We start from the raw sequence: 25,882 nt of genomic DNA on the forward strand, positions 1-25,882 counted from the left end.
TCTGATCCTTCAAATGCACAAGCATGAAGTGATATTGCTGCTCTTCTTCGGCGAAGCCGCCGCAGGGATAGCTTATCAACTCCAACTGGAATTTCCAGAGTCCCACACCTCGGAGAAAAGATTGCATGTCGAGTAACCGAGGATAGGTCCCGGCAGCCACATGGCAGCGAACAAGATCCACCCGGTTGCCGTCTGCGGCGTCATCCCTTCACCGGGTGCGCCAGCAGGATCGCGGTTCGGACCATGTTGCGCTTGTAGGCCGGCTTGTCGGTGAGCAGCGCATCCTGGGCTGCCTTGCGTCCAGCAATCGCTCCGACCAAGTCGAGCTTCCAGCCCTCCGTGAGCCGATAGACCTCAGACGCGAGAACCTCGAGCACCGCATCGACCGCGGCGTCGATCTCCTGGTCGGAGACCTCGGCGGCCTTGCGCAACTCGGACACTGTCGGTGCTTCTTTCGCCGTGGCAGCGACCTATTGCAGCCCGCTGAGCGGGTCCATGAGGCCGAGGCCGACAATCAGCGTGATGAGGTAGCCGGTCGTTAACGTCTCGTCATCGGCCAGCGCCACATGCCGCGGCCGTCGTTTCACAGTTCGATGGTCATCCCGTCGGCTCGCGGGGCTTCAGCCGCCTTCATGTGAGCAATCGCCGCCAAGATGATTGATGTGGATCCTTGAAGAGACCGATCGCCTTGATCTGTTCACCGGTGGCGTCGGGAACGCGGCCGCAGTTTTTGAAAGGCCGGATCAGCTCTGAAGAGCACTGACGAGTGACCCAGGTGTTGTCCAGTACGATGGATGAGAGGCCTGCTTCGAGCCGGGCGCTTCGCAGAGCGACCGCGGCATGGCGCCCGAGGCCATCTCAGATATGATTCTCCAGGTCTTCGCAACCGATGGCCATTCCACACCGTTGCACCGCGGGCGAAGGCAGGCGGCGCAGCTGCCCGAGAGATGACCATGCGCAGCCGAGTCCCTGTCGCCTTGGCTTTCGCTGTCAGCGTGTACGCGGCGCCGATTCACGCGCAGACGCCGGAGGAGCAGGCTTTAACTTTGCTCCACGCCTCCAGCGCGCAGTCGGCCATCATCACATTCTGTGGCAAGCACTATGCGATCGACGGCACGACCGCGCTTCGGATTTCACAGACCACGCGAGACGTGGCCACCAAGGTACTTGGTCGGGAAAGAGCCGATGCCGCCTTCAAGGACGAGCTAGCGCGGCGCTACGCCGAGGTGAAGGACGTCGGAGAGCAACAATGGTGCACCGACCAGCGCGATGGGCTCTCAAAAGGCGCGGTGCGGATCTTCAAGAATTAAAGCGCGTGCGTAATCGAGGTGTCGACTTTGCCGCTCGATCCGTTCAAGGGCCTGTGGCAGAAGTCGTGCATTGCACAATCCCTCGCGCTAATAAAAGACTGGGCCAGCGGCTTTCCACGTTCGGCGCGCGTTGGCGCGACAGCAAGATTGAGCGATTGTGTGGTCTAGCGGTGGGACAGGGGAAATCGATTGAGCCCCGGGCGCTGATGTGCTCCAGGGCTTCTGGCACGCGCTGCGCCTCACTCGGCGGCAGCAGCGACCTTCTTCGGCTTCCGGGCCCGGGCCGGCTTCTCGGCCGGCGCCGCCACAGGCTCAGCAGCCTTCTTCCGGCCGCGGGCCTTCGGCGCCTCAGTGATGGTCTCGTCGACAGCCGTTGCTTTCGCGGCCGCGTTCCGCCGCTGGTTGCCTAGACCCAGACTCTTTGCCAATGCGGAACGCTGGGCCGAGTAGCTGGCAGCCGTGGACGGGTAATCGCGCGGCAGGCCGTAGCGCTGGCGGTACTCTTCCATCGTCAGGCCGTTGCCGGTGAGGTGCCGCTTCAAGGTCTTGTACGGCTTGCTGTCAATGAAGCTGATCAGAGCGTCCGGCGTGATCGACTTCCGGATCTGAGAAGGCGTGGGCTTCTCAACGCTCGGCTCGGCGGAAGCAGAACTGCCGCCCAACCCAGCGAGGGCAGCATGAATGCCGGACAGGAGCCCCGGAAGCTCAGCCACCGGAACAGAGTTGTTGGCCACGTACGCCGAGATGATGTCGGCGGAGAGTTCGATCAAATCGGGCTGCCCCGATCCGGCGAATGATGTGTTGTCGTCCACTTTTGCCTCCTTCATGTGCGTGCGCAACGAACGGCGATGAGCCGGTATTAGTCAAGGACTCATGCATGAAATTCTGGCGGACTACGCCGTATTCCGACAAATTATTAGCTTGGTGATCACGACATCGCAGTGAAGCGTCGCCATTGCCGCTTTGGCTGACTGTGCCGATCTGTTCACCACTGCAACATCCGCGTCGCGACCTGTGTGATAGAGATGATGGCTCTAGTCGCCGATAAGCCTTCTGGACGCATCCTATGACCGAGCGGGGGCGGCCGCAGCAGTTCGAACGCGGTCAGCCTGTCGAGGCTCTCGCTGGCACGATCGAGCGCGTCACCTTCCACAGTCCGGAGACCGGCTTCTGCGTGCTCAAGGTCCAGGCGCGCGGCAAGCGCGACCTCGTGCCGGTGATCGGCCACGCCCCCGCGATCAGCGCCGGCGAGTGGATCACTGCCACCGGCGTCTGGCACACGGACCGCCAGCATGGCCTGCAGTTCAAGGCCGACACCCTCAAGGCTACGCCGCCAACGGGAACCGAGGGCATCGAGAAGTACCTCGCTTCCGGCCACATGCGCGGGATCGGCCCCGCTATGGCCAAGCGCATCGTCGCGGCCTTCGGGGAAGGCACGTTCGAGATCATCGAGGCCGAGCCAGGCCGCCTCACCGAGGTGGAAGGCATCGGACCTAAGCGCGCCGCCCGCATCGTCGCCGGCTGGGCCGAGCAGAAGGCCGTGCGCGAGATCATGCTGTTCCTGCATGCCCACGGGGTCGGGACAGCCCGGGCGGTGCGGATCTTCAAGACCTACGGCCACGAGGCCATCGCGGTCATGACGGAGGATCCCTACCGGCTCGCCCGAGACATCCGAGGAATCGGCTTCAAGACCGCCGATGCGATCGCGATGAAGCTCGGCCTGACCAAAGAGGCGCCGCAGCGCCTGCGGGCAGGGATTTCTTTCGCGCTGCAGACTGCCACCGATGCAGGCCACTGCGCCCTGCCGATGGCGGAGCTCGTGGCGCTGGCGGTCGAACTCCTCGGCGTGGAGGCGCCGCTGATCCGCTCGGCACTCCTCGACGTGCTGGAGACCGGCGAGGTCGTCCAGGACATCATCGGCGACAAGGCCTGCATCTTCCTCGCCGGCCTGCACGCTGCCGAGCGCGCCATCGCCGAGCGGCTCCGGCGCCGGGCGGCGGGCAGCCCGCCCTGGCCGGAGATCGATCTCGCCCGGGCCCTGCCCTGGGTGGCGGAGAAGACCGGCAAGACGCTCTCGCCGTCGCAGGAGGCGGCCGTGCGGCTGGTGCTAGGCGCCAAGCTCGCCGTGGTCACCGGCGGCCCTGGCGTGGGCAAGACCTCGACACTCGATACGATCCTGCGGATCCTGCGCGCCAAGGGTGTGCGGGTGCTGCTCGCAGCTCCGACCGGCCGGGCCGCCAAGCGGATGAGCGAGCAGACCGGGCTGGAGGCCAAGACCCTCCACCGCCTTCTCGAGATCGACCCCAAGCACGGCGGCTTCTCGCGCAACGAGGACAACCCTCTCTCCTGTGACCTGCTCATCATCGATGAGACCTCGATGGTCGACGTGCCGCTGATGAACGCCTTGACCAAGGCGGTGCCCGACCATGCCGCGCTGCTCCTCGTTGGCGACGTCGACCAGCTGCCTTCGGTCGGGCCGGGGCAGGTGCTGGCCGACGTGATCGCCTCTGGCGCCGTGCCGGTGGCGCGGCTCACGGAGGTGTTCCGGCAGGCAGCCGAGAGCCGGATCGTGGTCAATGCCCACCGGATCAACGCGGGCAAGATGCCCGAGCCGGCACCGCGCGGCAGCGAGAGCGACTTCCACTGGATCGAGATCGACGAACCCGAGCCGGCCGTGCAGACGCTGATCGAGGTGGTCACGCGTCGGATTCCTGCTCGGTACGGCCTCGATCCGGTCCGGGAGGTACAAGTGCTCACCCCGATGCAACGCGGCGTGCTGGGCGCGCGCAACCTCAATCACGAACTCCAGGCGGTGCTGAACCCGAACCCGCCGGTCTCGGTGGAGCGGTTCGGCTGGCGCTTCTCGCCCGGCGACCGGGTGATGGAGAGCCAGAACGACTACGATCGGGAGGTCTTCAACGGCGACCTCGGCACCGTGGCGCGCATCGATGACGACGAGGGCGCGGTGATCGTCGAGTTCGAGGGGCGGGAGGTGATCTATCCCTACGGCGAACTCGACACGCTGGTGCCGGCCTACGCCACCACCATCCACAAATCGCAAGGATCGGAATACCCCGCGGTGGTGATCCCGCTGGCCATGCAGCACTGGACGATGCTGGCGCGCAACCTCCTCTACACGGGTGTGACCCGCGGCAAGCGCCTCGTGGTGCTCCTCGGGCAGCGGAAGGCGGTGGCTATCGCGGTCCGCGGTGGCACGATGAAGCCCCGCTGGACGAAGCTGAGGGAGTGGCTGGCGCAGCGCCCTTAAAATTCACGGCGATCGAACCGGAATAGGGCCTCTCCACCCCAGACGGATCCTGGCTCAGGATGCGCGGCACGGTGGCAGCACAGGTGCGTGCGTCGCAGCGCCTCAGGTTGCGCTGATCCGATGCTTTGATTCATCCCGGCGAGACCATGATGTGGGCCGGCATCAGTCTCGCGATCAGCATGTTCGTTGGCGCCTGGGTCGCGGGTCGGCAGTGACGGCCGCCCGGCTGACGGGATGCCCGGCGCCTGCTTGCGCGTAGACCGGTTCCATGAGGAGACCACCTTAAACCGTCCGGCTCCGGCCGCGGCGGTTTTTTCGTGCCGGAGCAGCGCGAAGCCGCCGATGCGCGGCGAGGAACCGATGGCTTGTCCACGCGTCGATTCAGCAGACTGTGAGCGCACCTTCAGCCCCGCCGGCACCGCCGCGCGGGGCTTTTTCGTGATCTGACCCGCGTCCGGCATCGGACCCATGTGGATGATGGTGCGCGGAGATCGGACGACGGGAAGAGCGATACGGATATATTGCTTCTATCACGGGTTGTCCGGCAACGAGTGCATCGGAGAATTGCCGTGAAGAAGCTCCTGCTTGGCGCGTGCGCCGTAGCCCTGTCATCCTTCGTTATGGCGCAGACGACCACGACCGCCGACGCGCGATCACGCCACATGAAGTCGGCCAAGAGGACCGGCGTCCCCATCACAAACAATACCGGCGGCCGCGGTTCGTCGAGCTCCGCCGCAGGCGGCAATGCAGGTCAGCCTTCTCGCGGATCGCGGTCGATAGGCGGTAGCGGCGGCGGCGCAGGGAACGGCGGCGGCGGCTGAGCATCTCGGGCGACAACACATACGGTCGCGCATCATCTCAAGGATCTGCCCTCAGCCCGCCCGGCGCTGCGCCGCGGCGGGCTTCTCTTTGCGCTAAGTAGTGGTGCTGTCTCAGACGACGTTCGCCGGACGCAGCGGGTGTCACCTACCTCAGCCCGCCCGGTCCGCCGGCGCGGGCTTTTTCGTGCGCGCCGGCGCCTCAGCCGGCTCCTACCGTTGCGGTAGAAGGTGTGACCTGAGGGCGAAGCGGACCGCTTGGCGATAATTGAGCCCCGCAATCAACTCCTGCTCGCCGAAATAGATAGCATACGTGCCATCATGGACTTCCAGCAGTCGCAGCATTTGTGGCTCCCGTAAACTCAATACGAGATAAATGAGGGCGCCGAAAACTGGTTCCAGGGCGATCGACGTGCGCGCGAATGGGCCGCCGCCACCGCCCAGTAACCGCCGCCGACCATCTTGCCAGCGAGCCAAGTCGCGTGTCGGCTCGGCTCACACGCTGGTGAGATCGGAGGTCAGCCTGCTAAAGCGTTGGCGATTATACCGTTCGCACATACGACCCGTGAGCCTTCGCCCCCAGCGAAGGCGGTGCGATCCGGCACTTGGCTGTGGTGTTCCGTGGTGTACTCAGCGGACGCCGTCGGGCGGTAATATGCGGGATCAATGGTCCGCCCGATCAAGCGACCTGGGGCGCTCCAATGACCAGCGTTGAGAGCAAGATGGCGTCCGGCGAGAGCGAAGGCTTCAACGGCGCTTCCGGCAAGGCGCCGATGATGAAACTCACATGGTTCGTGGGCATGCTATCGACGGCCTATCTCGTCTGGAACACTCTGCTGTTGTCGTTACTTTCCATAGCGTTCATGGATTACTCGACGCCGGGGTTCGAGTGGTCGAAGGTTCCGGACGTCGGGCGGTACTCGGCGCCACTGTGCGTTTCCGTAGCACTCGGCTTCGCGGGCCTGAAGTTCTGGCCTCGGGGACGCTTCCGCTTCCTGGGCCTGACGGCGATACTGACTCAAACCGCGATGGCTGTCTGTGCTTTCGCGAGTCCTGTGGGCGTTCTCATCTTCATCGATTGGCTCGGGTGAACCATGACAGCGCAGTCCTGCGCAGGACCGCTAGCGGGTTGAGGACGGCGCCTTGGGCTTCGCAGTCGGCTTCAACGTGGCTCGAAGTCGGCCTCATCCTCGCTGATGAGATCGGACGCTCGCCCGCCCTTGAGCAGATCCAGCCGAAGCAGAGCAGTCGACGTGTGTGGCTGTACTGCCCTGGCGATCGATCAGCCGACGGGCCATGGTTGGGCATGTCGGCGTCCCCGGATCAGACATGCGAAGTGAAGGTGGATGGCGCTTGGCGCTCGGTGAGCCTCGACGAGGCTCAGCTCCGTCACCGTGATAGCCTGAAGCGCTGCCCGGCGTGCCATGGGCGTGTGATCATCCTGGGCACCTACGGCTCGCTTCGGCGCTTGGCGTCTGCGCACCGCCGCGGACATGATGGCTGCCCTTTGAGGCCGCTGCATTATCAAGGGGTAGCGACGCGGCATCCAGAAGCAGTTGAGTAAGCGGCGACGGCGCGGCTCGGTAGCCGCCACCAGACACTCCCCCCGCCCGTGAGCAGATCGGGGCGGGGCCGAGCGAATGGCCGGCACCGCGTCTATTCTGCCTCGCACCGCCCCGCGGGCCTCAGAACCGGCCGCGGCGGCTTATTTGTTTCAGGCTTCTGATGACCCTCGGTGTGGAACAACCGCAACTGGGTCGGACCAAGAACGACCGACGTTCGCGCAATCCGCGCTGGCTTGCTCAAGTGTCGCATGGGTAAAACTGGCAATAGTCCTGCCGATTAAGGCAATAAGTATAAGGAGTTTATATAAGTTCTCGGGTTCATTCTCGTGATCGAACTCGGAACAATGTACAATCTGCTTTGCTTTCCCAAATTAACTAGATAGGGACAGCATCATGCAAGCCGCTCGTATCGTCACCTTTGCCTCATCGCTCCTCTTGGGCGCCACCACCTTGGCTTCCGCACAAAGCGCCACCGGGGGATCAACTCCTGGGTCTGCCCCGTCTGGCTCGGGCGAACAGCGTATGCATCAAGGTGAGCAGATGAAGGGTGGAGAGAGAGGAGGAGGCTCAGGCAACACTGGCGTTCCGGGAGCCTCACCCGCCGACGATGGGAACAGGACGCAGGATTCGCGCACGACGAAGACGAAGGATCGTTGAGCTTCTGTCGAGAGCCTCGGCTGAGATCTCGGTCCCTCCAGCCCGCCTGGTCCGCCGGCGCGGGCTTTTTCGAAGGTCCTGGCGGCAACGCGTCATTCACCACTCGAGTGGATGAGAGGGACCGAATAACCGCCGCGTCCGTCCTGGGCCCCATGACCATACGCCAGCAGACGCCAGAGGACGGCCTGACGTCTAGCGCAGATGCAGTGGCCGATCTGCCTGTCGCCGTCTTTGTCGAACGCTGGCGCCTCATCACGGGGGAGCCCCCGGCCGCGATGCTCAGCTCACGCTCTGAGATGCTGGCGATGCTCGTCAAATGCACACCAGCGGCGCCGCTTGAGCCGCCGATCCTAGACTGGGACGGTCTCGCGATCGACGGCCGCACGGCGCGGTAACCGCCCCCGGCCATTCTGTTACCGAGCCGCGTTGCGTACCGGCTTTCACTGGTGAGGCCGTCGAGACTTATGCCGCGGCATAGCAAATCGCTACCTGCCGTCGCCCGCGGCCAGAAGGCTGGCCGACTCGCAGCGAGAGAGATGATCCGGTCGGCACGTCCTGAGACGGATGGCCTTCAGGGCGTCATGCGCCGGCTGGAGGCAGTCGAGATCGTCGTGGCCGAAGGGCAAAAGCAGGCCGGGGTAAGGGCGGCCGACGTCCAGTCGTGGTGCATCGGCTTCCAGGCCGGGATTGGCTTCGAACTCCGGATGCACATACGCCACATGCGAATGGCCGACTTCCGCCCCGCCCAGTGAGCAGATCGGGACGGGCCGAGCGGAGGCGATATCCGGCCGCTTCAAGCCGGCTTCGTTGCCATGAGCGCCCCAGCTTCGGGCAGGGCGGCTTTCGTCGTTTCAGGCGTCCGGAACCTTGCCGCCTCCCCTGGGTCTACCAAGCTCACGGTGAGACCACCTTCAACCGCCCGGCTCCGGCCGCGGCGGTTTTTTCGTGCCCGCTTACTCCTCAGCTTCAGCCAGATCAGCATCGGTGATCACACCACCGGTCCCACCAGCCTCCTCGTTCTTGCGGTTTTGAATGGCTTGTAGCGTTTCCGACGGCATCTGAGCCGCCTTTCGAGCCGCTTGTTCAGTCGCGTAGAAGCCGGGTAGCCGGCCGTCCTGCTCGACCACCACGAAGCCATTTTCGGCCTGATGGATTTTGATCATCTCCGGCCTCCTAGTCTTCGACCTCGCCAGCGTTGCCGTGCGGGACTATTTCATTAGAGCGCTACGCCACGTCAGTAGCCGCGACGCGCGTTTGGGACCGAATCAGCGACTGAAGGTTCTGGGCTGCTCAGGCGACCTGCCAAGAACCGGTCCACCGAAAACGGTCCCGAACCGCCGATCACCAGCGATGCCAAGCCTGCCAGGTAAAGCAGGTCGGTCTCGAAGCCGGGGGGGCCGAATTGCGCCCCGGCGGACGTGATCGCCTGCAACTTGATCGAGCTGAAGCCGTACTGCCAATGGACGGTGAACATCGCCGTCAGCAGAACGATGGCCATAGGCAGGCTTGCGAGCGGCACCAGGGCGCCGATCAGAACGCAGAACCCGCCCACGATCTCTACCAGGATCGTGAGGACTCCCATCATGTAGGGGGCGGGCACGCCAATCGCGTGCAAGAGAGATGGGAAGGCGTCTAAGCCACGCGCGGCTTTGGCGAGCCCGTGTTCCATGAAACCGTATCCGACGATCAGCCGGATTGGTATGGGCGCCCAAGCGGTGAGGTACGACGTGCCAGCTAGGATGGCGGCCGTCGAGTTTCGAACTCTGTCAGCAAGTGGCACGGATGCAGCTCCCGGATTGACGGAGCCGGTCCCGAAATGGGTGAGCGAGCGGCTTCCGTGACCTGGGCTGTTCGCAGCAAGGGGGCGCGCGGTTTCACGTTATGCAAGCGTAACGCCGTTGTGATCGACGAGACGCGCGTGGCCGGCATGTCGAGAGACGAATGGCGCGATCATGGGCAAGCTGGCTAAACACCAGCCACTGCATCCCCCGAAGCAGACCCACCTTCAGCCCCGCCGGCACCGCCGCGCGGGGCTTTTTCGTGGATCAGGTCAGCGCTCTCACGGTCCCCGGAGCGATCCAACTCGGCTGTCACCGCACCGTCGCGGGAATCACGAATAAGAAACAACAGGCCATTGCTCGGCCCGGTCCTCTCTACGGCCATTCATATTTTCATAGCCCGCCCGGTTCGCCGTGGCGGGCTTTTTCGTCTCCAGACTCGACGATTACAATAGTAACTCTTTTCAAGCCGGTTCGTAACAACTCAGCACGATAGACCCAATAGAGCTTGGACGTGAGGCCATCAGCTTCAACATCTACTAGGAGAGATCCCTTGCTCAAAGTTCCGGTGCTTGCCGCTAATTTGTTTGGGGCTACCCTGCTTATGATTCCGCTCCCGGCTTCCGCCGTACAGATCGGTATCGGGGCCGTCCCCACCCCCGTCACAGCGGTCGAGAACGTTTGGTATGGCAACCGCTATGGTGGTTATGGATACGGACGCCACTTCGGTGGGCGTTTTCATAGATGGGGATATGGCTACGGCGGTTGGCACCGTCATGGCTACGGTTTCGGGCATCGTCATTGGCATGGACGCTGGGGCTAGTTTGAGGCGACGGAGAAACTGTATTCTCGTTCTGCTGTCGTTAAGCCACTGAATCCGGTCCGCGATCTAGAAACACTAGCTTAGGCAACATTCACATGCGCAGACGGCTTGTTGGAGTTGCGATTTTCTCGTCGCTAGGCTGCGTTCCAGCTTTCGCCTTCCCCGGCGGCTCCTATGCGGCGAGCTGCCACCGCATCCATATGGAAGGTCCATACCTCACCGCACTCTGCGGTGACAGGTACGGTGGTGCTCGCTGGAGCCGGATCTTTGCGTCCCGTTGTGGTGGAACGGGCGTAAGCAACCAGAACGGTCATCTCGTGTGCGGCGGCTACTACCGTTAGGCTGATCAGGGGCTCCCCCGCCCCGTGAGCAGATCGGGGCGGGGCCGAGCAAACGGTTAGCGGGCCGGCAATCATTCCCCGCCGCCATGTCCGACCTCCCGCCTGCCGTCGCCTCCTGGCGCTACCAGAGCGAGCGCCTGTCCGAGCACGCCTCGCCGTGCCGGTGCCGGGCACGTTTCCCGTTCCGATTGCGGTAGATCAACGTCAAGCAGCGAAGACGCTGTCACCATGATCGAACAGTTGGATAGGGGAAGGCGCTAGTTACCCCATTACGATGCGTCTTGGGCCAATCCACGCAAGCCGCCGCATCCGCGAAGACCCGCGGCGGGCTGGTCGATCAGAAAGCTCGGTGCCTTGATGGTCGGCGGGGACCCGGTGATCGCCGTCGACCCCGACCGAATCGTGTTCGACCGCTTCTCCGGCTACCGGACGAAGCCCGGGCAGACCTGGGGCCCGCCGGTCTGGGAGTACGCGGCCAAGGGGCGCGGCTAGATGTTCGATCCCGGCATATACCGGACCGGTCATTCTTCGGCTGCGCCGGATCGCTATCAGCGCAGCCGGAGCTCCTCTTATTCCATGTTGGTGATCTCGACCGAGACCTTGCCGTCGTCCGTCAGCTCGTTGGTCCACCGAATCCGCTTCTTCGTCGCGTCTGGGCCCGCCATTGAGATCAGCATCAGCGCAGCGTTGCGCCCGCCCACCAGCTTGGGATCGCCGAGCTGAGCGTCGGTCTTCGGAACGAAATTAGTAGTGACCTCGGCCGTGCAAACGACAGCGCGCGGACTAGAATCCTTTGTGATGACGTCCACGATGGAGAAAGTCGACTTGTCGAGGTCGAACATCACGCCTGACATGTTGCCGCTGTAGAATTTCTTCATCAATCCTCGAACGGCAGACAAGCTGTCCGAGCTTGAACATTCTGGGATGGACGAACTACAGGCCGACACAGCCACACCCGTTGCCGTGACTACAGCAACGAAACTTAGCTTAATGAAACGCATGTTGGTCTGCTATACCCGCGCGAAACTCACGAGTTCCTCGTATGACTCGATTCCTGCAAAATAAGATAATGGCCACGCCTCTGTTCGTAGTTAGTAGTCTATAGTTTTCGATTAGTTATTGCTGTCAGGCTCACTGTCTGGCCTGCGGGCCTTCTGATCTAGCAGTCACTCGCTAGCCCGCTGCGTCGCCCCTCATCCTCGGCCGCGTGCCGCTTCTTCGTGGCGACCAGGAGGTCGAACTAGTCGATGGTTTGATCATAAGCCTGCTCGGATCCAACAGCGATTCCCGCGCAAACTAATGCTGCGGCAGCTGAAATCGGCGGCCATTCACATTTGTCCACCGGTCGCGAAGATCGTCGGCGCCGGCACCTTGAAGGAAGCCTCCGCCTCAGGCTTGTTCCGTATTCGTTCGCGAGCGGAGGGCCACCAGAATGGGGCGCCTGGGGGATGCGGGGCCCGGTCGGGTGTACGTTGACTGCGCCACCTGCGAGCGTTCGGGCCGCTACACTGTCGCAAGCCTGATCGGCCGCTACGGGGCCGACATCTCGACGCTCGACCTACTTCGGCACCTGACGGCCTCGTGCCGCTACCAGCGCCCGCCCGGAGCGCCGCCCGCGCGGAAATACGCGCACCTGTGCCTCGCCGCGATCACGCTGCCGCCGCCCGCGAAGCAGATCCCACCGGTTCCTCCGGGCGTCCCTTACACGGTCGAGGTCTGGCGCGAGACCGGCGGCAACATCGAGCTGCACCTCGCCACCATCTACCCGCTCACCGTGGCGATCGCGGCGTTTGAGGCGGCCTGCCTGGAATGGCCGACGAACGAGATCACGCTTCGGGATCGCGCTCGGATCGTGCGGAAGCGGGAGCGCCCGCAGCGGAGCGCCACCACGTCAGGGTTGTAGAGAGCCGAGATTCGTCGCCAAGCTTCGTCGCTGGGTCTGCAATGGGTGGATTTCCGCCGGTCCGCTTCCGGTCGGCAATTCATGGAAGCGGACATTGTCTCCGTGCCTGTTCCCGACCCAACCCGAACCTTCGAGCTGCTGGGCCGCAATGCCCCATCCCGCTATCGGAAAGCGGACCTAGAGCAAAGTGGTCTAGTCAAAACTCGAAAACTGGATCTGGAACAAGGACCACACAGCCTTAACAGGAACGCGATGCGGCGTATGCCGCCGTGGCGGGATCAACAAGATGGCTAGTCCACAGTCGTCCGAACTAAAAATTCGCCCTGTCTGTTCGGACGATTACGCCAATTGGCTGCCCCTTTGGAAAGGCTATCTGACGTTTTACAAGGCATCGATTTCGGATGAGGTCACGCAGAGTACTTGGATGCGCTTACTCGACGCGAACGAGGCTGTGTATGGCGCGCTCGCGTTCAACGAAGAGAGTGCTGCTGTAGGTCTAGTCCACTACCTTCCTCACCGCTCGACATGGACAATCGGCAACTACTGCTACCTACAAGATCTGTTCGTGACCGAAGACGGCAGAGGCCTTGGCACCGGCAGGCGGTTGATTGAGCATGTCTATCAAGAAGCAGACAGGATGGACTGCTCTCGCGTCTATTGGCTGACGCATGAGACAAACCAAGCCGCGATGCTGCTTTACGACAAGGTCGCAGATCGCAGCGGCTTCGTTCAGTATCGCAAAATGCTCGGCAACAAATAGAATTTTTCTGCAATCAAAGGCGGCTCAGCAATTGGAGCTTCCGGACAGAGCACGTCTTATGAAAACGATATCGTCATCGGCTCTTTCGCCGAGAGACACTGCCTCAGGATCCGCTCTATTTACATTTGGGCTCTTCGCATTCGTAGTGGTTGCCTGGAGCCTCAACTGGATTGTCATGAAGCTGGCGGTGCAGGAGGTTAGGCCGCTATGGGCGGTTACCATCCGCACGGTGCTGGCCGCCCTCGTGCTCTTCCCCTCCTTGCTAGCCACCAAGCAGCTTCGGCTCCCCCCGCGCGCTGACCTGCCCGTATTGCTGACGATCTCGCTCTTCCACATGACCGCTTTCGCGGCGTTTATGACCGCAGGGTTGGCGCTTGTTCCTGCTGGTCGGGCCATCGTGCTGGGCTACACGACCCCTCTCTGGGTAGCACCCGCTGCCTTCCTTTTCCTCGGCGAACGCATCTCAACCCGGCAGGCGGTTGGCCTTGTTGTCGGCTTAGCAGGTCTGCTGCTGCTTTTCGGGCCTGCGAGCCTGGATTGGGCGAACAGGCAGGCTCTCCTCGGCCAAGGATTGCTGCTCGTCGCGGCCCTCTGCTGGTCGGTCAGCATCGTCTACACCCGTGCCCACCGCTGGGTGGCGACACCACTTCAACTCATGCCCTGGCAGTGTCTGCTGGCCACGATGGTGCTCGCGACCCTCGCGTGTTTTATCGAGGGTGCGCCACCCGCCCTTGGTCGGGTGAGCACACCTGCCCTCTTGGCGCTCAGCTATAATGGCGTGATCGGCACGGCGCTCGGCTTCTGGGCCATGACGGTAGTGGGTCGCCGGGTGCCCGCTGCCACAGCCTCACTCGGTGTCCTGGCTACGCCGGCTCTCGGGATAGGGCTATCAGCGGTTATCCTTCGCGAGGGTCTCGATCCCATCCTCATCCTCGCCGCAGCAATCATCTTAACTGGCATCGCCCTTGGCACAATCGGCCAAGGGCGCGCATCGCCGCCTCCAAGATGACCGCCACGCCGACCTTCGCGCGGCATCCCCGGGGCTCTGTTTCCCACCCGAAGTTACGGACGGCCGACGAACGGCCGCTTGCAGGAAGCGGCGACGGCCATCGACACGACCGGTATGGGTCGCCTCCGCAAGGGCAGCTCAGGGTGGTTTCCGGCTGGTCTGCTTTCGAAGGCCGGCGTTGGAATAGCGGACGTTCAATTTGGTCGTACAAGTCGGCGGCTTGGTCCCATCTCGGCCGTTCGGCGACCCTTGGTGCCGTCGGATGGTCGGACCTCTTTGGAGCCTCGCCTGATAAGTGGCATCACGAAGACTAGAGCGGCGATGGACCAGCACGCCGTCCTCATTCGCACTCTATCATCCTCGTTCCACAGCCCCCCACGCGGTTCGTTCTGGCCAGTGAATTATTGACGATGTCGATGTTGGCTATCGATTCCATCTGTTTGTTCAATGAAATCGATAGGCGCATCTTCTCCTCACCGAACGACGGCGCAGCCAGTCGCCCCTTGAGGACCGAAAGATGACCTACCGTTCAGCCGCACTCGCCGCCGCCCTGACCCTGACGCTCGGGACCTTTGCCCCGGCCGTCGCCGAGCCCGCCCAGGGTACCTTCAGCATCCCCGCCGTCGTCGGTGGTGCCTACCACCAGCCCGACGTGGCGTTGAACGCCGCCGACGTCCACCGGCAGGGCGGGCTGCTGGTCCCGTCCGTCACCCGGTGGAAAGCCGCCCGCCCTGCGGTGGCCGAGGCCGAGACGTTCAAGGTGCCGGGCGTCGTCACCGTCGCCTACCGGAACCCGAGCATCGCGTCGGACGCCGCCGGCGTACTGCGCCAGGGTGGCTTCGCGACGGCGGGCGTGGTGCGGTGGCTGCCCGCCGCCCCTGTCACCGCCGAGGCTAGCGTCGGAAACGTCAGGTTGGGCTCGCTTTGATCGTCGTCCCGTCGCCGTCCTCACAGGGCGGCGTCGGGATGATCCCGCGCCGCCTCCCTCCCCAGACGCACCATGACCTCGCGCAGCCACCGGTGCGCGGGGTCATGGTCGTAGGACGAATGCCAGACCATCGAGATGGTGAACTCGTCGAGGTGCACCGGCACCGGGCTGGTGGCGAGCCCGAGCTGCGCGGCGAAGCTGAGGGCGAGCTCGTCGACCATTGTGGTGATCACCGGGGCGGCCTGGACGTGGAACGCCACGGTCGTGAACCGTGGCGTCGTTGCCGCGAGCCTGCGTCGCTTGCCGATGGCTTCCAGGGCGACGTCGACCACGCCACGGTCCGCGCCTGTCATGCTCGTCATGATGTGCGGGAACCGCAGGTAGTCGTCGAGCGAGAGCGGCGAGGTGACCCCGAGGAGGTCGGGATTGAAGAGGCAGAGGTAGCCGAAGCGGTAGAGGGCCCGGAGCTTGTGATGGGCCTGCCCCTCGGTGATGATCCCGATGCCCAGGTCGATCTGGTCGGCATCGAGCTCGTCCTGCACGGTGGCATAATCGAGGGCGCGCAGGGTCAGCCAGACGCCGGGCGCCTCGCGGCCGAGGAAGGCCAGCAACCGGGGGATCAAGTGGGCCTCGACGCTGCCGGGGACGGCGAGCGTGAATGTCCGCTCGACCGTGGCGGGATCGAACGTGTCCTCCCGCAGGACGATGCACTGGAATTGGCGCACCGCCGCCCGGACGGGCTCCGCCAACGCCATGGCGCGGGGGGTGAGCCGCATGCTGTCGGGAGCACGCGTGAGCAACTCGTCGCCGAGCACTTTCCTGAGGCGCCCGAGGGTGCTGCTCATCGCCGACTGCCCGATGCCGAGGTAGGCCGCCGCACGCGTGACGCTGCGCTCGGTCAGCAGGGCGTCAAGGGCCACCAGCAGGTTCAGGTCGATGTCGGCGAGTTCGCGATGCTTGATGGTCATGGTTCGTCCCGCCCCGCCGCCGACCCGGTCGTGGCGACCGAAGCCGCCTCAGCCCAGCGCGAAGTGACGGTTGGCCGGGCGTGGGAGGCCAAGGTGGTCGCGCAGGGTCGTGCCCTCGTAGTCGGCCCGGAAGAGGCCTCGCCGCTGCAGCTCGGGCACGAGACGGTCGACGACGTCGTCCAGCCCCTCCGGGACGGTGTGGAACATGACGTTGAAGCCGTCGCAGCCGCGAGTCTCCAGCCATTCCTGCATCTGGTCCGCGACCTTGGCCGCCGTGCCGACCATGTGCAGGCCGCCGTAGCCGCCGACCTTGCGGGCGAGCTCGCGCACCGTGGCGCCGGTCCGGCGGGCGTAATCGACGATCTGCGCCTGGTTGCTCTTGCTGGCGTTGGTCTCGGGTAGGTCGGGGAGCGGTGCGTCGAGCTCGAAGCCGGTGGCGTCGACGCCGAGGCGCACGGAGAGGTTGGCGAGGCCGCTGTCGGGATGGACGAGGTCGTCGAGGCGCTCGCGCTTGGCCTGGGCCTCGGCTTCCGTCTCGCCGAGGAACACCACGCAGGCCGGCAGGATCTTGAGGTGGTCGGGATCCCGGCCCAGGGCGGGCATCCGGCCCTTCACGTCGGCGTAGAAGGCTTGCGCCGCCTCCAAGTTCGAGCTTGAGCCGAACACCATCTCGGCGGTCTCGGCCGCGATCTGCCGGCCCGCCTCGGAGGCGCCGGCCTGCACGATGACCGGCCAGCCCTGCACGGGGCGGGCGACGTTGAGCGGGCCCTTCACCTTCAAGTGCTCGCCCCGGTGGTCCAGCGCGCGCATCCGCCCGGGGTCGAAGAACAGGCCGCTCGCTTGGTCCATCTTGAAGGCGTCGTCGGCGAAGGAGTCCCACAGGCCGGTGACCACGTCGAAGAACTCGCGGGCGCGGGCGTAGCGGGTGGCGTGCCCCAGGTGCTCGTCGCGTCCGAAGTTCAGGGCCTCGTCGGGGTTGTGGGAGGTGACGAGGTTCCAGCCCGCGCGCCCCTTCGAGATGTGGTCGAGCGAGGCGAACTTGCGGGCGACGTGGTACGGCTCGTTGTAGGTCGTGGATGCCGTAGCGATCAGGCCGATGCGCTCCGTGAGTACGGCCAGAGCCGGCAGCAGGGTCAGCGGGTCGAACGAAGTCACGGTCGCCGAGCGACGGAGCGCCGCCATCGGCATGTTCATCACCGCCAAGTGGTCGGCCATGAAGAACGCGTCGAACTTGGCCGCCTCCAACCGGCGGGCGAAGTGGGCGAGGTGCTCGAAGTTGAAGTTCGCGTCCGGGTAGCTGCCCGGGTACCGCCACCAAGCCGTGTGGATGCCGACCGGGCGCATGAAGGCCCCTAGATGCATGCGGCGCTCACGGCTCATACGGGGCGCTCCTGTCGCGATGGTCGAGGCTCTCGGCCGACGGGTCGTCAGGCGATGGTGCCGCCGCCATCGACACGGACGTTCGAACCCGTCGCGAACGGAGTGGTCGCGAGGAACATCACCGCGTTGGCAATGTCCTCGGACTGGCCCACACGCCGCGCAGGCAGCCTCTCGGCCGCCCCGGCATACATCGCGGCCCGATCCTTCTCCGGCATGCGCGACCAGAGCGGCGTCTCGATCAGGCCGGGCGAGACGGTGTTCACCCGGGTGGGCGCGAGTTCGAGCGCCAGCCCGCGGGCCAGGCTTTCCAGCGCCGCATTGATGGCGCCCTGGAGCGGGGCGGCGGCCTGGGGCCGCTCGCTCATGAAGCCCGAGATGAGGGTCAGCGTGCCACCCTCTCGGAGCCGCATGGACCGGGCGATCCGGTAGGCCCCCCAAAACTTGCTCTCCATGGCCGCCTTCGCGGCATCGAGGTCCAACTGTCGGACGGGCCCCCGCGCCGTCTCGGCCGCCGAGACCGCGATGTGGTCCCAGGGAGCTTGATCGGCGAAGAAGCGCTCGATGCCCGCGGCGTCGCCGGTGTCCAGCACGGCGGCGCTGGCTCCTCCCAGCGCGCCGATGGCAGCGTCCAGCTTCTCCTTGGAGCGGGAGGCGACCGTGACCTCGGCGCCGGCCGCGAGGGCCGCCGCCGCGATGGCCAGGCCGATCCCGGAGCTCCCGCCGACGACCAGGAAGCGTTGACCTTTCAGCGTCTGCGTCGTCATCGGCGTTCTCCCGTTCCCTGGATCGGCAGGCGTGTCATCCTTCACCCTGAAATGACTCAGCCCTTCGGGGTGTACATGGCCTCGACTTCCCAGGAGCCCTTCGGCTGGCTGTGGAGCTGCCAGAAGTGCTCGGCTACCGCGTTGGCGTCCTCGGCGGTGGTGACGAAGCCCGCGACCGTCACGGTAGCGACGTGCACGCCCTTCTCCTTGAACGGCTCGAAGATGCCCTGCGCCAGGGCGCGGATGCCGGCCTTGCCGATGCTGAGCGAAAGGTACTCGGGATGCGGCTGCAGCCCGAAGCCGCCGCCCGTGAACAGGACCGAGCCCGATCCGCGCTGGAGCATCTTCGGCGCCGCGGCCTGGGCGGCGACGGCGGCACCGCCGATGTTGACGGCGAGGTCGGTGTTGAAGCTGTCGCGCGGCTGGTCGGCCAGCGTCTGGTTGCGCATCGAGGCGGCGTTGAAGTGCAGCACGTCGATGCCGCCGAAGTCGCGCTCGACGCCCTCGACGAGCTTCGCGACGCTGGCGGGATCACCGGCATCGACGGTGCGGACCTCGACCTTGTGGCCCTTGGCCTTGAGCTGCTCGGCGAGGTCCCTGACCTTGCCTTCGTTGCGGGCGCTCAGGACGACCTGGAAGCCCTCGCGGGCGAAGCGCTCCGCGGTCGCGAGACCCATGCCTGGGCCGGAACCGATGCTGAGGAAGGTGCTCATCGTTTTTGTCTCCTCGACGTTTCGATACACCCGATGTACGCCTTGCATGTGGTCCGATTAATACGGCGCCCTCGCATTTCACTCGTGCAGCTCATGCAGGAATTACCGGATCAAATCAGTCTGGACGAGTTGGCCGCATTCGTGGCGGTCGCCGAGGCGGGCAGCTTCGCCAAGGCCGCGGAGGCGCTCGGCCGAGACGCCTCCGTCCTGTCGCGGCGCGTAAGCCAGGTCGAGCAACGCCTCGGGGTCCGCCTGCTGTCGCGTACGACGCGTCGCGTGGCGCTCACGGAGGTCGGCGCGACCTACTGTAGGCGCGTCCAGGCGCTGCTTGATGAACTGGCGAACGCGAGCCGGGAGGCCAGCGACCATGCTGCCAGCCCGCAGGGCCTCGTGCGGGTCTCCCTCCCGCTGACCTTCGGACGCCAGTGGGTCTCGCCACTGCTGCCCGGCTTCCTCGCACGGCACTCGCTGATCCGGCTGGACCTTCGCTTCACCGACCGCTTCGTCGACCTCGTCGCCGAAGGCATCGACGTCTCGATCCGGGTCGCGGCGGGCAAGCCGCGCGACAGCAGCCTGACTACGCGCAAGATCGCGACCTATCGGAACCTGCTGGTGGCCTCGCCGGGCTACCTCGCCGAGCGGGGTGCCCCAGCCACGCCCGCCGACCTCGCCGGCCATGCCTGCCTGGGCTTCACCGGCTACGCCGCCTGGCCCGACTGGCCGCTGACGAAGGGCGGCCGGCGACACACGGTGCGTCCCGACTGCACGCTCGTCGCGGACCACTCGGAGGTTCTGCTCGCCGCGGCGGTCGAGGGCGCCGGCATCACCTTCACGGCCGACTGGCTGGCAGGACCGGCCCTGCGCGTCGGCAAACTGGTCGAGGTGCTGCCGGGTTGGGGCGGTCGCGAGGACGGCGGCGTCTACGCCGTGATGCCGCCCGGCCGCTTGGTGCCCGCAAAGACGCGCCTTTTCGTCGATGAAGTCGCCTCAGCCATCAAGGTGGGGTGGGTGCGCTGAGCTGCCCTCGCTGCGCACCCACCACGTCCGCTTATGAGAAGAGCATCGAGCCCGTTCTGCGTCCGGGTTGGGTCGGGATCGGAATGGCTGCTGCGGGTGGTTTTCTGCCCGTCCGTTCCTGGACGGCGGATGCATGGAAGCGGATATCGTCGCGGGTACCGCTTACAACCCAACTCGGAAATCTGCGCGCTTGGCCCCGGTGGACCGCAGTCAGATGGAAGCGGACGGCCGCCGGATGTCGAACACCTCGCCGAGGGTGTCCCAGCCGGTCGGAGTGACGTCGAGCGCGCGCGAGCCCGGCCGCTTTCGCACCCACCCCCGCTGCAGGCAGTGCGTGCAAAGCGCCGCACCGAGCCGGCCAGCGAGATGTGGGCGGCGCTCGCTCCAGTCGAGGCACGGGCGGCAGAGGGGCTTGGCGCGACCGCGGTCAATTGGGCCCGCATCCGCGTCGATCCCGAGCGCTGCAAGGTGGTACAGTCCCTCGGACGTGACGAGCGCAGCATCGTCCGCGATCTCGATCCAGCCCCGCGCCGCGAGCGCGTCGGCCAGGCGGACGCCGAGCCAACCGGCCATATGGTCGTAGCAGGTCCGCGCGAGGCGTAGCGGCGCGTCCCGCGGTCCCGTGCGCGGGTGCGCACCGCCCGCATCGGCCGCCAGAAGCATCAGACCTTCCAGGACCCGGGCGACTTGCGGGGTGGCTAGGCGGTGGTAGCGGTGCCGCCCCTGCTTGGCCACGACCACAAGGGAGGCCCCCGCGAGCTGTGCGAGGTGGCCGCTCGCCGTCTGCGGCGTGATGCCGGCCGTCCGTGCCAGCTCGGAGGCCGTCAGCGCCCGACCGTCCATCAGGGCTTGCAGCATGGCCACACGCCCTGGGTCGCCGACAAGGGCGCCGACCTGCGCCATTGAGACCGCCGTCACCATCGCCCACCTCCGACCGCGACTCTAGCACGCCAGCCGACCGAATGGTTCGGCCGCCGCCGAAGCATCCCGCCGGGCGTATCGGCCATACACCGGCCATGATCCCCCCTCGCAAACCAGGATTTTACGGCTGGCGCGTCGTCGCGGCCGCCTTTGTCGTGGCCGTGTTCGGCTGGGGCGTCGGTTTCTACGGACCGCCGGTCTATCTGGAGGCAGTGCGACAGGCGCGCGGCTGGCCTGTCGCCCTCGTTTCGGGGGCCGTGACTGTGCATTTCCTCGCGGGCGTCGGGGTCATCGCTAACCTGCCCGCGCTACACCGCCGCCTCGGCTTGCCGACCGTGACCTTCACCGGCGCCGTCGTGCTGGCGCTCGGCGTGCTCGGCTGGGCCTGCGCTGAAGCACCTTGGCAGCTCTACGCCGCCGCGCTCCTGAGCGGCGCCGGTTGGCCCGCGCTCGGCGCGGCGGCTGTGAACGCGATCATCGCGCCGTGGTTTGTCACGAAGCGTCCCGCGGCGCTGAGCATGGCCTACAATGGCGCGAGCATTGGCGGGGTGATCTTCTCGCCACTCTGGGTCGCTCTGATTGCCTGGGTCGGCTTCCCCGCAGCCGCCCTCATCGTCGCCGTAGGTATGTTGGTCATCCTTGGGACGCTATCCCTCCTCGTGCTCGGGCGAACGCCCGAGAGCATGGGGCAGGCCCCGGACGGTCGATCAATTGCGGCTACCGGCCCTGCGGTAAGGCACAGCGCGGTACCACCGGTCGCGCGCCTGGCGCGGGATCGAGCCTTCCTGACGTTGAGCCTCGGCATGGCGCTGGCGCTGTTTGCGCAGATAGGCCTCATTGCCCAGCTCGTCTCCGTACTGGTACCGGCGCTTGGCACGCAGGGCGCGGGGCTAGCGGCCGGCCTCTCGACCGTTGCCGCCATCGTCGGCCGCCTGCTCGTCGGCTGGAGCATGCCCTCCGGCGCAGACCGCCGCAGCGTCGCCGCCATGAGCTTGTCGGTTCAGGCTGTCGGCTGCGGGGTGCTGATGCTGTCCGGCGGCGCGAACGCACCGCTCCTGCTGCTTGGGGTGGTGCTAATCGGGCTCGGCATCGGCAACGCGACCTCGCTGCCGCCGCTCATCGCACAGGTCGAGTTCGTACGCGCCGACGCCCTGCAGGTGGTGGCGCTCATCGTGGCCATCTCTCAGGGGGCCTATGCCTTCGCGCCTGCCGTGTTCGGGCTGCTGCGCCAAATTGGCTCCGATAGCCTCGTTTTCGCGCTGGCGGCCGGCATCCAAGTCGCAGCCATCGGCGTGTACCTGCTCGGCGCCGGAGCCTACGGTTCGCGGGGTGTGAACGCTGGGGTACACCGACAGAACCGACGTCTGATCGTGGATCGGATCGGACGTACCGCCTTCCGCGATCCAACGTCGCGAAACCACCCCGAGCCGAGGTCGCCGGACAGTTGATGCACGACCGCTTTAAGGAAGCGGCCGTAGCTACTCGGGCGGCCGGGTTGGGTCGGTAGGAGGCGGTCTGCTTTTGCGGCAGAGCAATTCCGAAGCGGACCAGCAGCTTTCGGCCAGACTACGTCATGCCGGATCGCTATCGCACGCAGAACCGGACGTTCGGCTTAGCGCCCAACCCGGCCATTCAGCTGTCTCTGACAAAATGCTGTAAGCGGACACTGCAGCCGATGATCGGCCGTTCGCAACGACGGCCTTATGGCGTGCTGACCGAATCGGAATCGAGATCGCAGCTGTGGTCCTGCAGATTCTCCCCGTTTGACGCCTTTCCGAACCGGCTCGTCACTCGGCCGTCTAGGATCACGAAGCCCGGCCCTTGACCCAGGAAGTCGGCGCCCACGACGACCAGCGAATGCTCGCCCATGGCGGAGTGCACGTCACCGTCGCCCGCCAGCAGCCGGAACGGATCCGTGTCGCCGAGGTCAACCCCCAGCACGCGAACCGCGCGGTACTGGCGGCCGACGATGGGCTCGCTCAGCGGGGTCCAGCGGTCGCCGATCTCGGGCGCAAGCCGGTGCAGGGCCTCGCGGACATCCCGCCGAACGCAGTCGATGTGGATATGCAGCTGCCCCTGGGACCGCCTCAGCGGCGCATTCACGGCGAGGCTCAGGTCCCACCTGTCGAGCGGATGCCCGAGGCGTTCCTCGACGAAGACGCGGGCGTCCCATGCCCGAGCGAAGTAATTCGTACCCCCCGGCCGAAGGAGCATGGAGCTCTCGATGCCCGTGATCTCGGAGGTCGGGATCAGCAGATGCTGCGCCCTGCCGCGGAGATCCCTGAGGACCGCATAGCCGTTCTCAACACCCGCTCGCAGGTCGACCGCGCGGCATGGGGCGGCCCCGTCATCCCGCACAACGTGTGGGACGCACTGGCCATGTACGATGCGCCACAACGTGTCGTCCGATCCGAGCAGTCTGGGCACGAGGACGAGGCCCAGCCACACCGCGAGCGTCGCCAGAACGATCAGGACAACTAGCGTTCGCGTTGCCATTCCCAATCTGAAGTTCGACACGCAGCCCGGCCTTCAATCGACGGGGCTCATCGGCCCCGAGCCACGCCGCTGGCGTAGCGACAGTGGACGCATGTCGAACATAGCCGCATGAAGCATGGGGCGGATCAACCGGGATGCGGTCCCATGCGACGCCGGTCGTGTTCGATGGCGAAGATGTGGGCGTAGAGGTTGGCGACCCAGCCGCGTCCCTCGACCGTAAGATCCAGGAACCGGACCGCGTCGCCGAGCACCGGCTCGACCTTCGACCAGAAGAAGGCCGGGTATTGCTCTGCGAGGTCGGCCGCACAACCATATCCAAGCTGCGCATCGAGCCCGATCTCGGCAAACTCATGGAACAGCGCGTTCAACTTGCGCGGGTAGAGCGGGTCGCCGAGCTGCCCGATCAGGTCAGCCGCCCGCATCAAGCCCGCTTCTGTGCCGGTCTCCTGGTGTTCGCCGTCCTCCGGAACTGGGAAGCGGGTCAGCTCGATCGCCCGGATGATCCGACCGGCATCGACGAGATCGTGTGTGGCGAAGCGCTCTTGCACCGCGAGCTTCGAGCGCTCCACGTGATAGGGCGCCAACGCCGCGTCCGAGGCGCCGCGAGGCAGGCCGACGGTGGTACCCTGGGCGTCGATGACGAAGGCATGCGCCCGATCGCCTGAGCAGACACCGCGTACGTAGCCGATGTCGTGGTACAGCGCGGCGAGGATCATATGCAGCCAGTCTTCCGGCGTGATGCCCTGCTGCAGGAAGCGGCCGCGCAGGATGTCCTGCGCGACGAGCGTGGTGTGATCGCCGTCGTGGTAGAGCGCGTCGCTGCCGACAATCCGCTCGATCGTCAGGCGGGCCGAGGCCTCGATCACCTCGGCGTAGCGCGGCTCCCGGCTGCCGAAGGTCTGGCGGTACGTCAGGGCGAGATGCTCGCCGAGCGCGTTGGCGAGCATCTTCGTCATATCGAACATGCCTGGCCCTCGCAGTCGGCGGTGACGAGCACCGGCGAGCGCTCGACCAGATCGATAATCACTCGGATTGCTCCTCGCGATGCAAGAGGCGCTCTTCGAGGTAGGTCGCGGCGTCCGCGTAGAGTTCGAAGCGCCGCAGCAGCACCGCACGCTTGTCGGCCTTCGTCACGCCGTCGAGCTTTCCCTTGGCCCGATCGGCCCGATCCCGCATCTTCCTGGCCAGCTTCTCGAAGGCCGCTTCAATTTTGGCGTTGACCTTCTCGCCCTCGTCTCTGGCAGGGTCCGTTTCGCCGCGCACGAGCTTAGGCAAGGTGCTCTTCGGGTTTTTCGTCACGACAAAACCTCCACGCGAATTACTCTATGCCGAAAACATGTGACGAAGGCTTTGCGTCCTCAATTGAGCAGTCGCCGACAAGGTCCGGAGTCGGAGCGACGTTCACGTTCGTTCCGGCTCAGCGAGCAGGATGGCGGCCCGCACAGCCGCACGTCGAAGAGCCTCGTCGGCCCAGGGTTGGCCCATCAACGTGCGGGCGAATGGATGGGAAGCGACGGCGGCCGCGGGGTCGATGCGGTAGCCTTCGCCGAACGCCACCGTCCGGGATGTGGGATCGGCCAGATAGGCGTCCACGACCGCCGACACATCATCGTCGATGATGTCGAGCGTGGCGAACAAGTCGAGGGTCATCGGCCGCTTTGCCATGGCGGCCATGTAGGTGCAGGTCCACGACAAAGCGACGACCATCCGGCTCCAATGCTGGTGCACCTGCTTCACATCTCGGTGGGTCGATTCGCGAAGCCGATGATCGATGGCGGGAGGTGGCGTGACTCAAAGCGAGCGACCGGCGACGCATAAAAAAGGGCGCCCCTCGCTGTGAGGCGCGCCCCGAGTGCGTTCCGGTCTCGGGAAGGAACGTGCGGTTCGATATGATCTCACGCTGGCGTGAACAAGGTGGACCAGCCGAGAAGCACGGCGTGTGGCCGTGTCATCGAGGTGTCACATAGGTTAAGACCAGCAGTTCGAACCCTTGAAAGCCGAGGAAAAGGCATGACCTCCACTGAGGAGATCGCGGCGACGCTGCGCAGCATCGCGACGCCGGGCATGAAGCCGAAGGCGATCCGTGCCGCCGTTCGGGAAAGGCATCCGGAAGCGAGCAAGAAAGAGATCGTGCGCGCCGCATTTTTTGCTGTCACGGAATCGGCATCGACGAGTCAGGGAGTGACCTCGGAACTGCACAACTTCGCTCTGGCTGAACGCGTCGCCGAAGACAATGCGGAGGTGGTGCTGCGGGTTGGCAAGCGCAAAAAGAAGAAGCGCTCCTCCGATGCCGTAAGTAATCCGTCGTCTCATTGAGAGAGCCGGGCACTGCAGAAGGTCTGCCTGCTTTCGCGGCAGACCTCCTCGGAAGCTAACATTATGCTTTTGGTCAACATCGGTTGGCTGCTTCGCGCCCCATCCATCTGCTCAGGAGCGGCCGGCGAGTTCCCGAGAGGGACGAAC

Annotated in this window: 26 protein-coding genes; 11 read left to right on the forward strand and 15 right to left on the reverse strand. The window is 65.2% G+C overall.

Features of this window, described 5'->3' with window-relative positions; genetic code table 11:
- Window positions 1-200 precede the first annotated feature (200 nt).
- A complete protein-coding gene (locus tag CIW48_RS30030) occupies window positions 201-440 on the reverse strand; it encodes a hypothetical protein (RefSeq protein ID WP_149314061.1) in 240 nt (79 codons plus the stop codon).
- Between the two features lie 513 nt (window positions 441-953).
- Between CIW48_RS30030 and CIW48_RS30035 the strand changes: the two genes are divergently transcribed.
- Window positions 954-1,310, forward strand: coding sequence for a hypothetical protein (locus CIW48_RS30035; RefSeq protein ID WP_149314062.1), 357 nt, complete (start codon window positions 954-956; stop codon window positions 1,308-1,310).
- 239 nt (window positions 1,311-1,549) lie between these two features.
- On the opposite strand, the gene CIW48_RS30040 is transcribed toward CIW48_RS30035, so the two are convergent.
- Window positions 1,550-2,122 (reverse strand): MucR family transcriptional regulator, encoded by a 573-nt coding sequence (locus tag CIW48_RS30040; RefSeq protein WP_246695487.1) that lies wholly within the window; start codon window positions 2,120-2,122, stop codon window positions 1,550-1,552.
- Between the two features lie 254 nt (window positions 2,123-2,376).
- Between CIW48_RS30040 and CIW48_RS30045 the strand changes: the two genes are divergently transcribed.
- Together CIW48_RS30045 and CIW48_RS30055 are read left to right on the forward strand one after the other, a co-directional pair.
- Entirely contained in the window at window positions 2,377-4,578 is a 2,202-nt protein-coding gene (locus CIW48_RS30045; protein ID WP_149314064.1) for an ATP-dependent RecD-like DNA helicase, read from the forward strand.
- Between the two features lie 1,540 nt (window positions 4,579-6,118).
- Window positions 6,119-6,487 carry a hypothetical protein gene (locus CIW48_RS30055; RefSeq protein ID WP_149314066.1) on the forward strand — a complete coding sequence of 123 codons (369 nt, stop codon included), beginning with the start codon at window positions 6,119-6,121 and terminating at the stop codon, window positions 6,485-6,487.
- A gap of 1,616 nt (window positions 6,488-8,103) precedes the next feature.
- On the opposite strand, the gene CIW48_RS30070 is transcribed toward CIW48_RS30055, so the two are convergent.
- The 3 genes from CIW48_RS30070 to CIW48_RS30080 form a co-directional block, all read right to left on the reverse strand.
- Window positions 8,104-8,415, reverse strand: coding sequence for a hypothetical protein (locus CIW48_RS30070; RefSeq protein WP_149314069.1), 312 nt, complete (start codon window positions 8,413-8,415; stop codon window positions 8,104-8,106).
- Between the two features lie 156 nt (window positions 8,416-8,571).
- On the reverse strand, window positions 8,572-8,781 hold the full coding sequence (locus tag CIW48_RS30075; protein ID WP_149314070.1) for a hypothetical protein: 210 nt from the start codon (window positions 8,779-8,781) through the stop codon (window positions 8,572-8,574).
- Between the two features lie 71 nt (window positions 8,782-8,852).
- Entirely contained in the window at window positions 8,853-9,359 is a 507-nt protein-coding gene (locus CIW48_RS30080; protein ID WP_348645150.1) for a DoxX family protein, read from the reverse strand.
- A 1,558-nt stretch (window positions 9,360-10,917) separates the two neighbouring features.
- On the opposite strand from CIW48_RS30080, the gene CIW48_RS34655 reads away from it, so the two are divergent.
- Window positions 10,918-11,052, forward strand: a complete 135-nt coding sequence (locus CIW48_RS34655) for a hypothetical protein (protein WP_281407405.1) — start codon at window positions 10,918-10,920, stop codon at window positions 11,050-11,052.
- 77 nt (window positions 11,053-11,129) lie between these two features.
- On the opposite strand, the gene CIW48_RS30090 is transcribed toward CIW48_RS34655, so the two are convergent.
- Window positions 11,130-11,438, reverse strand: a complete 309-nt coding sequence (locus CIW48_RS30090) for a hypothetical protein (RefSeq protein ID WP_149314073.1) — start codon at window positions 11,436-11,438, stop codon at window positions 11,130-11,132.
- Between the two features lie 554 nt (window positions 11,439-11,992).
- On the opposite strand from CIW48_RS30090, the gene CIW48_RS30095 reads away from it, so the two are divergent.
- The 4 genes from CIW48_RS30095 to CIW48_RS30110 all read left to right on the forward strand — a co-directional run bounded on the left by CIW48_RS30095 (window position 11,993) and on the right by CIW48_RS30110 (window position 15,160).
- The gene (locus CIW48_RS30095; protein ID WP_149314074.1) at window positions 11,993-12,463 is read left to right on the forward strand and encodes a hypothetical protein; all 471 of its coding nucleotides are present in this window, start codon (window positions 11,993-11,995) and stop codon (window positions 12,461-12,463) included.
- A gap of 286 nt (window positions 12,464-12,749) precedes the next feature.
- The gene (locus tag CIW48_RS30100) at window positions 12,750-13,223 is read left to right on the forward strand and encodes a GNAT family N-acetyltransferase (RefSeq protein WP_149314075.1); all 474 of its coding nucleotides are present in this window, start codon (window positions 12,750-12,752) and stop codon (window positions 13,221-13,223) included.
- A gap of 58 nt (window positions 13,224-13,281) precedes the next feature.
- Window positions 13,282-14,232 (forward strand): DMT family transporter, encoded by a 951-nt coding sequence (locus CIW48_RS30105; RefSeq protein ID WP_149314076.1) that lies wholly within the window; start codon window positions 13,282-13,284, stop codon window positions 14,230-14,232.
- 517 nt (window positions 14,233-14,749) lie between these two features.
- On the forward strand, window positions 14,750-15,160 hold the full coding sequence (locus CIW48_RS30110; protein ID WP_149314077.1) for a hypothetical protein: 411 nt from the start codon (window positions 14,750-14,752) through the stop codon (window positions 15,158-15,160).
- 20 nt (window positions 15,161-15,180) lie between these two features.
- Here CIW48_RS30110 and CIW48_RS30115 read toward each other — a convergent pair whose 3' ends face one another.
- Genes CIW48_RS30115 through CIW48_RS30130 form a run of 4 tightly spaced genes read right to left on the reverse strand, consistent with a single transcriptional unit; the run spans window position 15,181 to window position 18,985 of the window.
- Entirely contained in the window at window positions 15,181-16,128 is a 948-nt protein-coding gene (locus CIW48_RS30115) for a LysR family transcriptional regulator (RefSeq protein ID WP_149314078.1), read from the reverse strand.
- A 48-nt stretch (window positions 16,129-16,176) separates the two neighbouring features.
- Window positions 16,177-17,508 (reverse strand): LLM class flavin-dependent oxidoreductase, encoded by a 1,332-nt coding sequence (locus tag CIW48_RS30120; RefSeq protein ID WP_149314079.1) that lies wholly within the window; start codon window positions 17,506-17,508, stop codon window positions 16,177-16,179.
- A gap of 47 nt (window positions 17,509-17,555) precedes the next feature.
- Window positions 17,556-18,272, reverse strand: coding sequence for an SDR family oxidoreductase (locus tag CIW48_RS30125; protein WP_149314080.1), 717 nt, complete (start codon window positions 18,270-18,272; stop codon window positions 17,556-17,558).
- Between the two features lie 56 nt (window positions 18,273-18,328).
- Window positions 18,329-18,985: an SDR family NAD(P)-dependent oxidoreductase gene (locus CIW48_RS30130; RefSeq protein WP_149314081.1), complete on the reverse strand. Its 657-nt coding sequence runs from the start codon at window positions 18,983-18,985 to the stop codon at window positions 18,329-18,331.
- An 84-nt stretch (window positions 18,986-19,069) separates the two neighbouring features.
- On the opposite strand from CIW48_RS30130, the gene CIW48_RS30135 reads away from it, so the two are divergent.
- Window positions 19,070-20,002 (forward strand): LysR family transcriptional regulator, encoded by a 933-nt coding sequence (locus CIW48_RS30135; RefSeq protein WP_149314082.1) that lies wholly within the window; start codon window positions 19,070-19,072, stop codon window positions 20,000-20,002.
- Between the two features lie 210 nt (window positions 20,003-20,212).
- Here CIW48_RS30135 and CIW48_RS30140 read toward each other — a convergent pair whose 3' ends face one another.
- Entirely contained in the window at window positions 20,213-20,923 is a 711-nt protein-coding gene (locus CIW48_RS30140; protein WP_149314083.1) for a helix-turn-helix transcriptional regulator, read from the reverse strand.
- Between the two features lie 95 nt (window positions 20,924-21,018).
- On the opposite strand from CIW48_RS30140, the gene CIW48_RS30145 reads away from it, so the two are divergent.
- Window positions 21,019-22,371 (forward strand): MFS transporter, encoded by a 1,353-nt coding sequence (locus CIW48_RS30145; RefSeq protein WP_149314084.1) that lies wholly within the window; start codon window positions 21,019-21,021, stop codon window positions 22,369-22,371.
- Window positions 22,372-22,624: 253 nt separating this feature from the next.
- On the opposite strand, the gene CIW48_RS30150 is transcribed toward CIW48_RS30145, so the two are convergent.
- The 4 genes from CIW48_RS30150 to CIW48_RS30165 form a co-directional block, all read right to left on the reverse strand.
- Window positions 22,625-23,419, reverse strand: a complete 795-nt coding sequence (locus CIW48_RS30150; RefSeq protein WP_149314085.1) for a CDP-diacylglycerol diphosphatase — start codon at window positions 23,417-23,419, stop codon at window positions 22,625-22,627.
- A 125-nt stretch (window positions 23,420-23,544) separates the two neighbouring features.
- Window positions 23,545-24,384 carry a metal-dependent phosphohydrolase gene (locus CIW48_RS30155; protein WP_149314086.1) on the reverse strand — a complete coding sequence of 280 codons (840 nt, stop codon included), beginning with the start codon at window positions 24,382-24,384 and terminating at the stop codon, window positions 23,545-23,547.
- 58 nt (window positions 24,385-24,442) lie between these two features.
- Window positions 24,443-24,718, reverse strand: coding sequence for a hypothetical protein (locus CIW48_RS30160; protein WP_149314087.1), 276 nt, complete (start codon window positions 24,716-24,718; stop codon window positions 24,443-24,445).
- Between the two features lie 102 nt (window positions 24,719-24,820).
- On the reverse strand, window positions 24,821-25,126 hold the full coding sequence (locus tag CIW48_RS30165) for a hypothetical protein (protein WP_246695489.1): 306 nt from the start codon (window positions 25,124-25,126) through the stop codon (window positions 24,821-24,823).
- A 303-nt stretch (window positions 25,127-25,429) separates the two neighbouring features.
- Here CIW48_RS30165 and CIW48_RS30170 point away from each other — a divergent pair, with 303 nt between their 5' ends.
- Window positions 25,430-25,735 carry a hypothetical protein gene (locus CIW48_RS30170; protein WP_149314088.1) on the forward strand — a complete coding sequence of 102 codons (306 nt, stop codon included), beginning with the start codon at window positions 25,430-25,432 and terminating at the stop codon, window positions 25,733-25,735.
- Window positions 25,736-25,882 lie beyond the last annotated feature (147 nt).

Source organism: Methylobacterium sp. P1-11 (genome assembly GCF_008329595.1).
Taxonomy (GTDB): domain Bacteria; phylum Pseudomonadota; class Alphaproteobacteria; order Rhizobiales; family Beijerinckiaceae; genus Methylobacterium.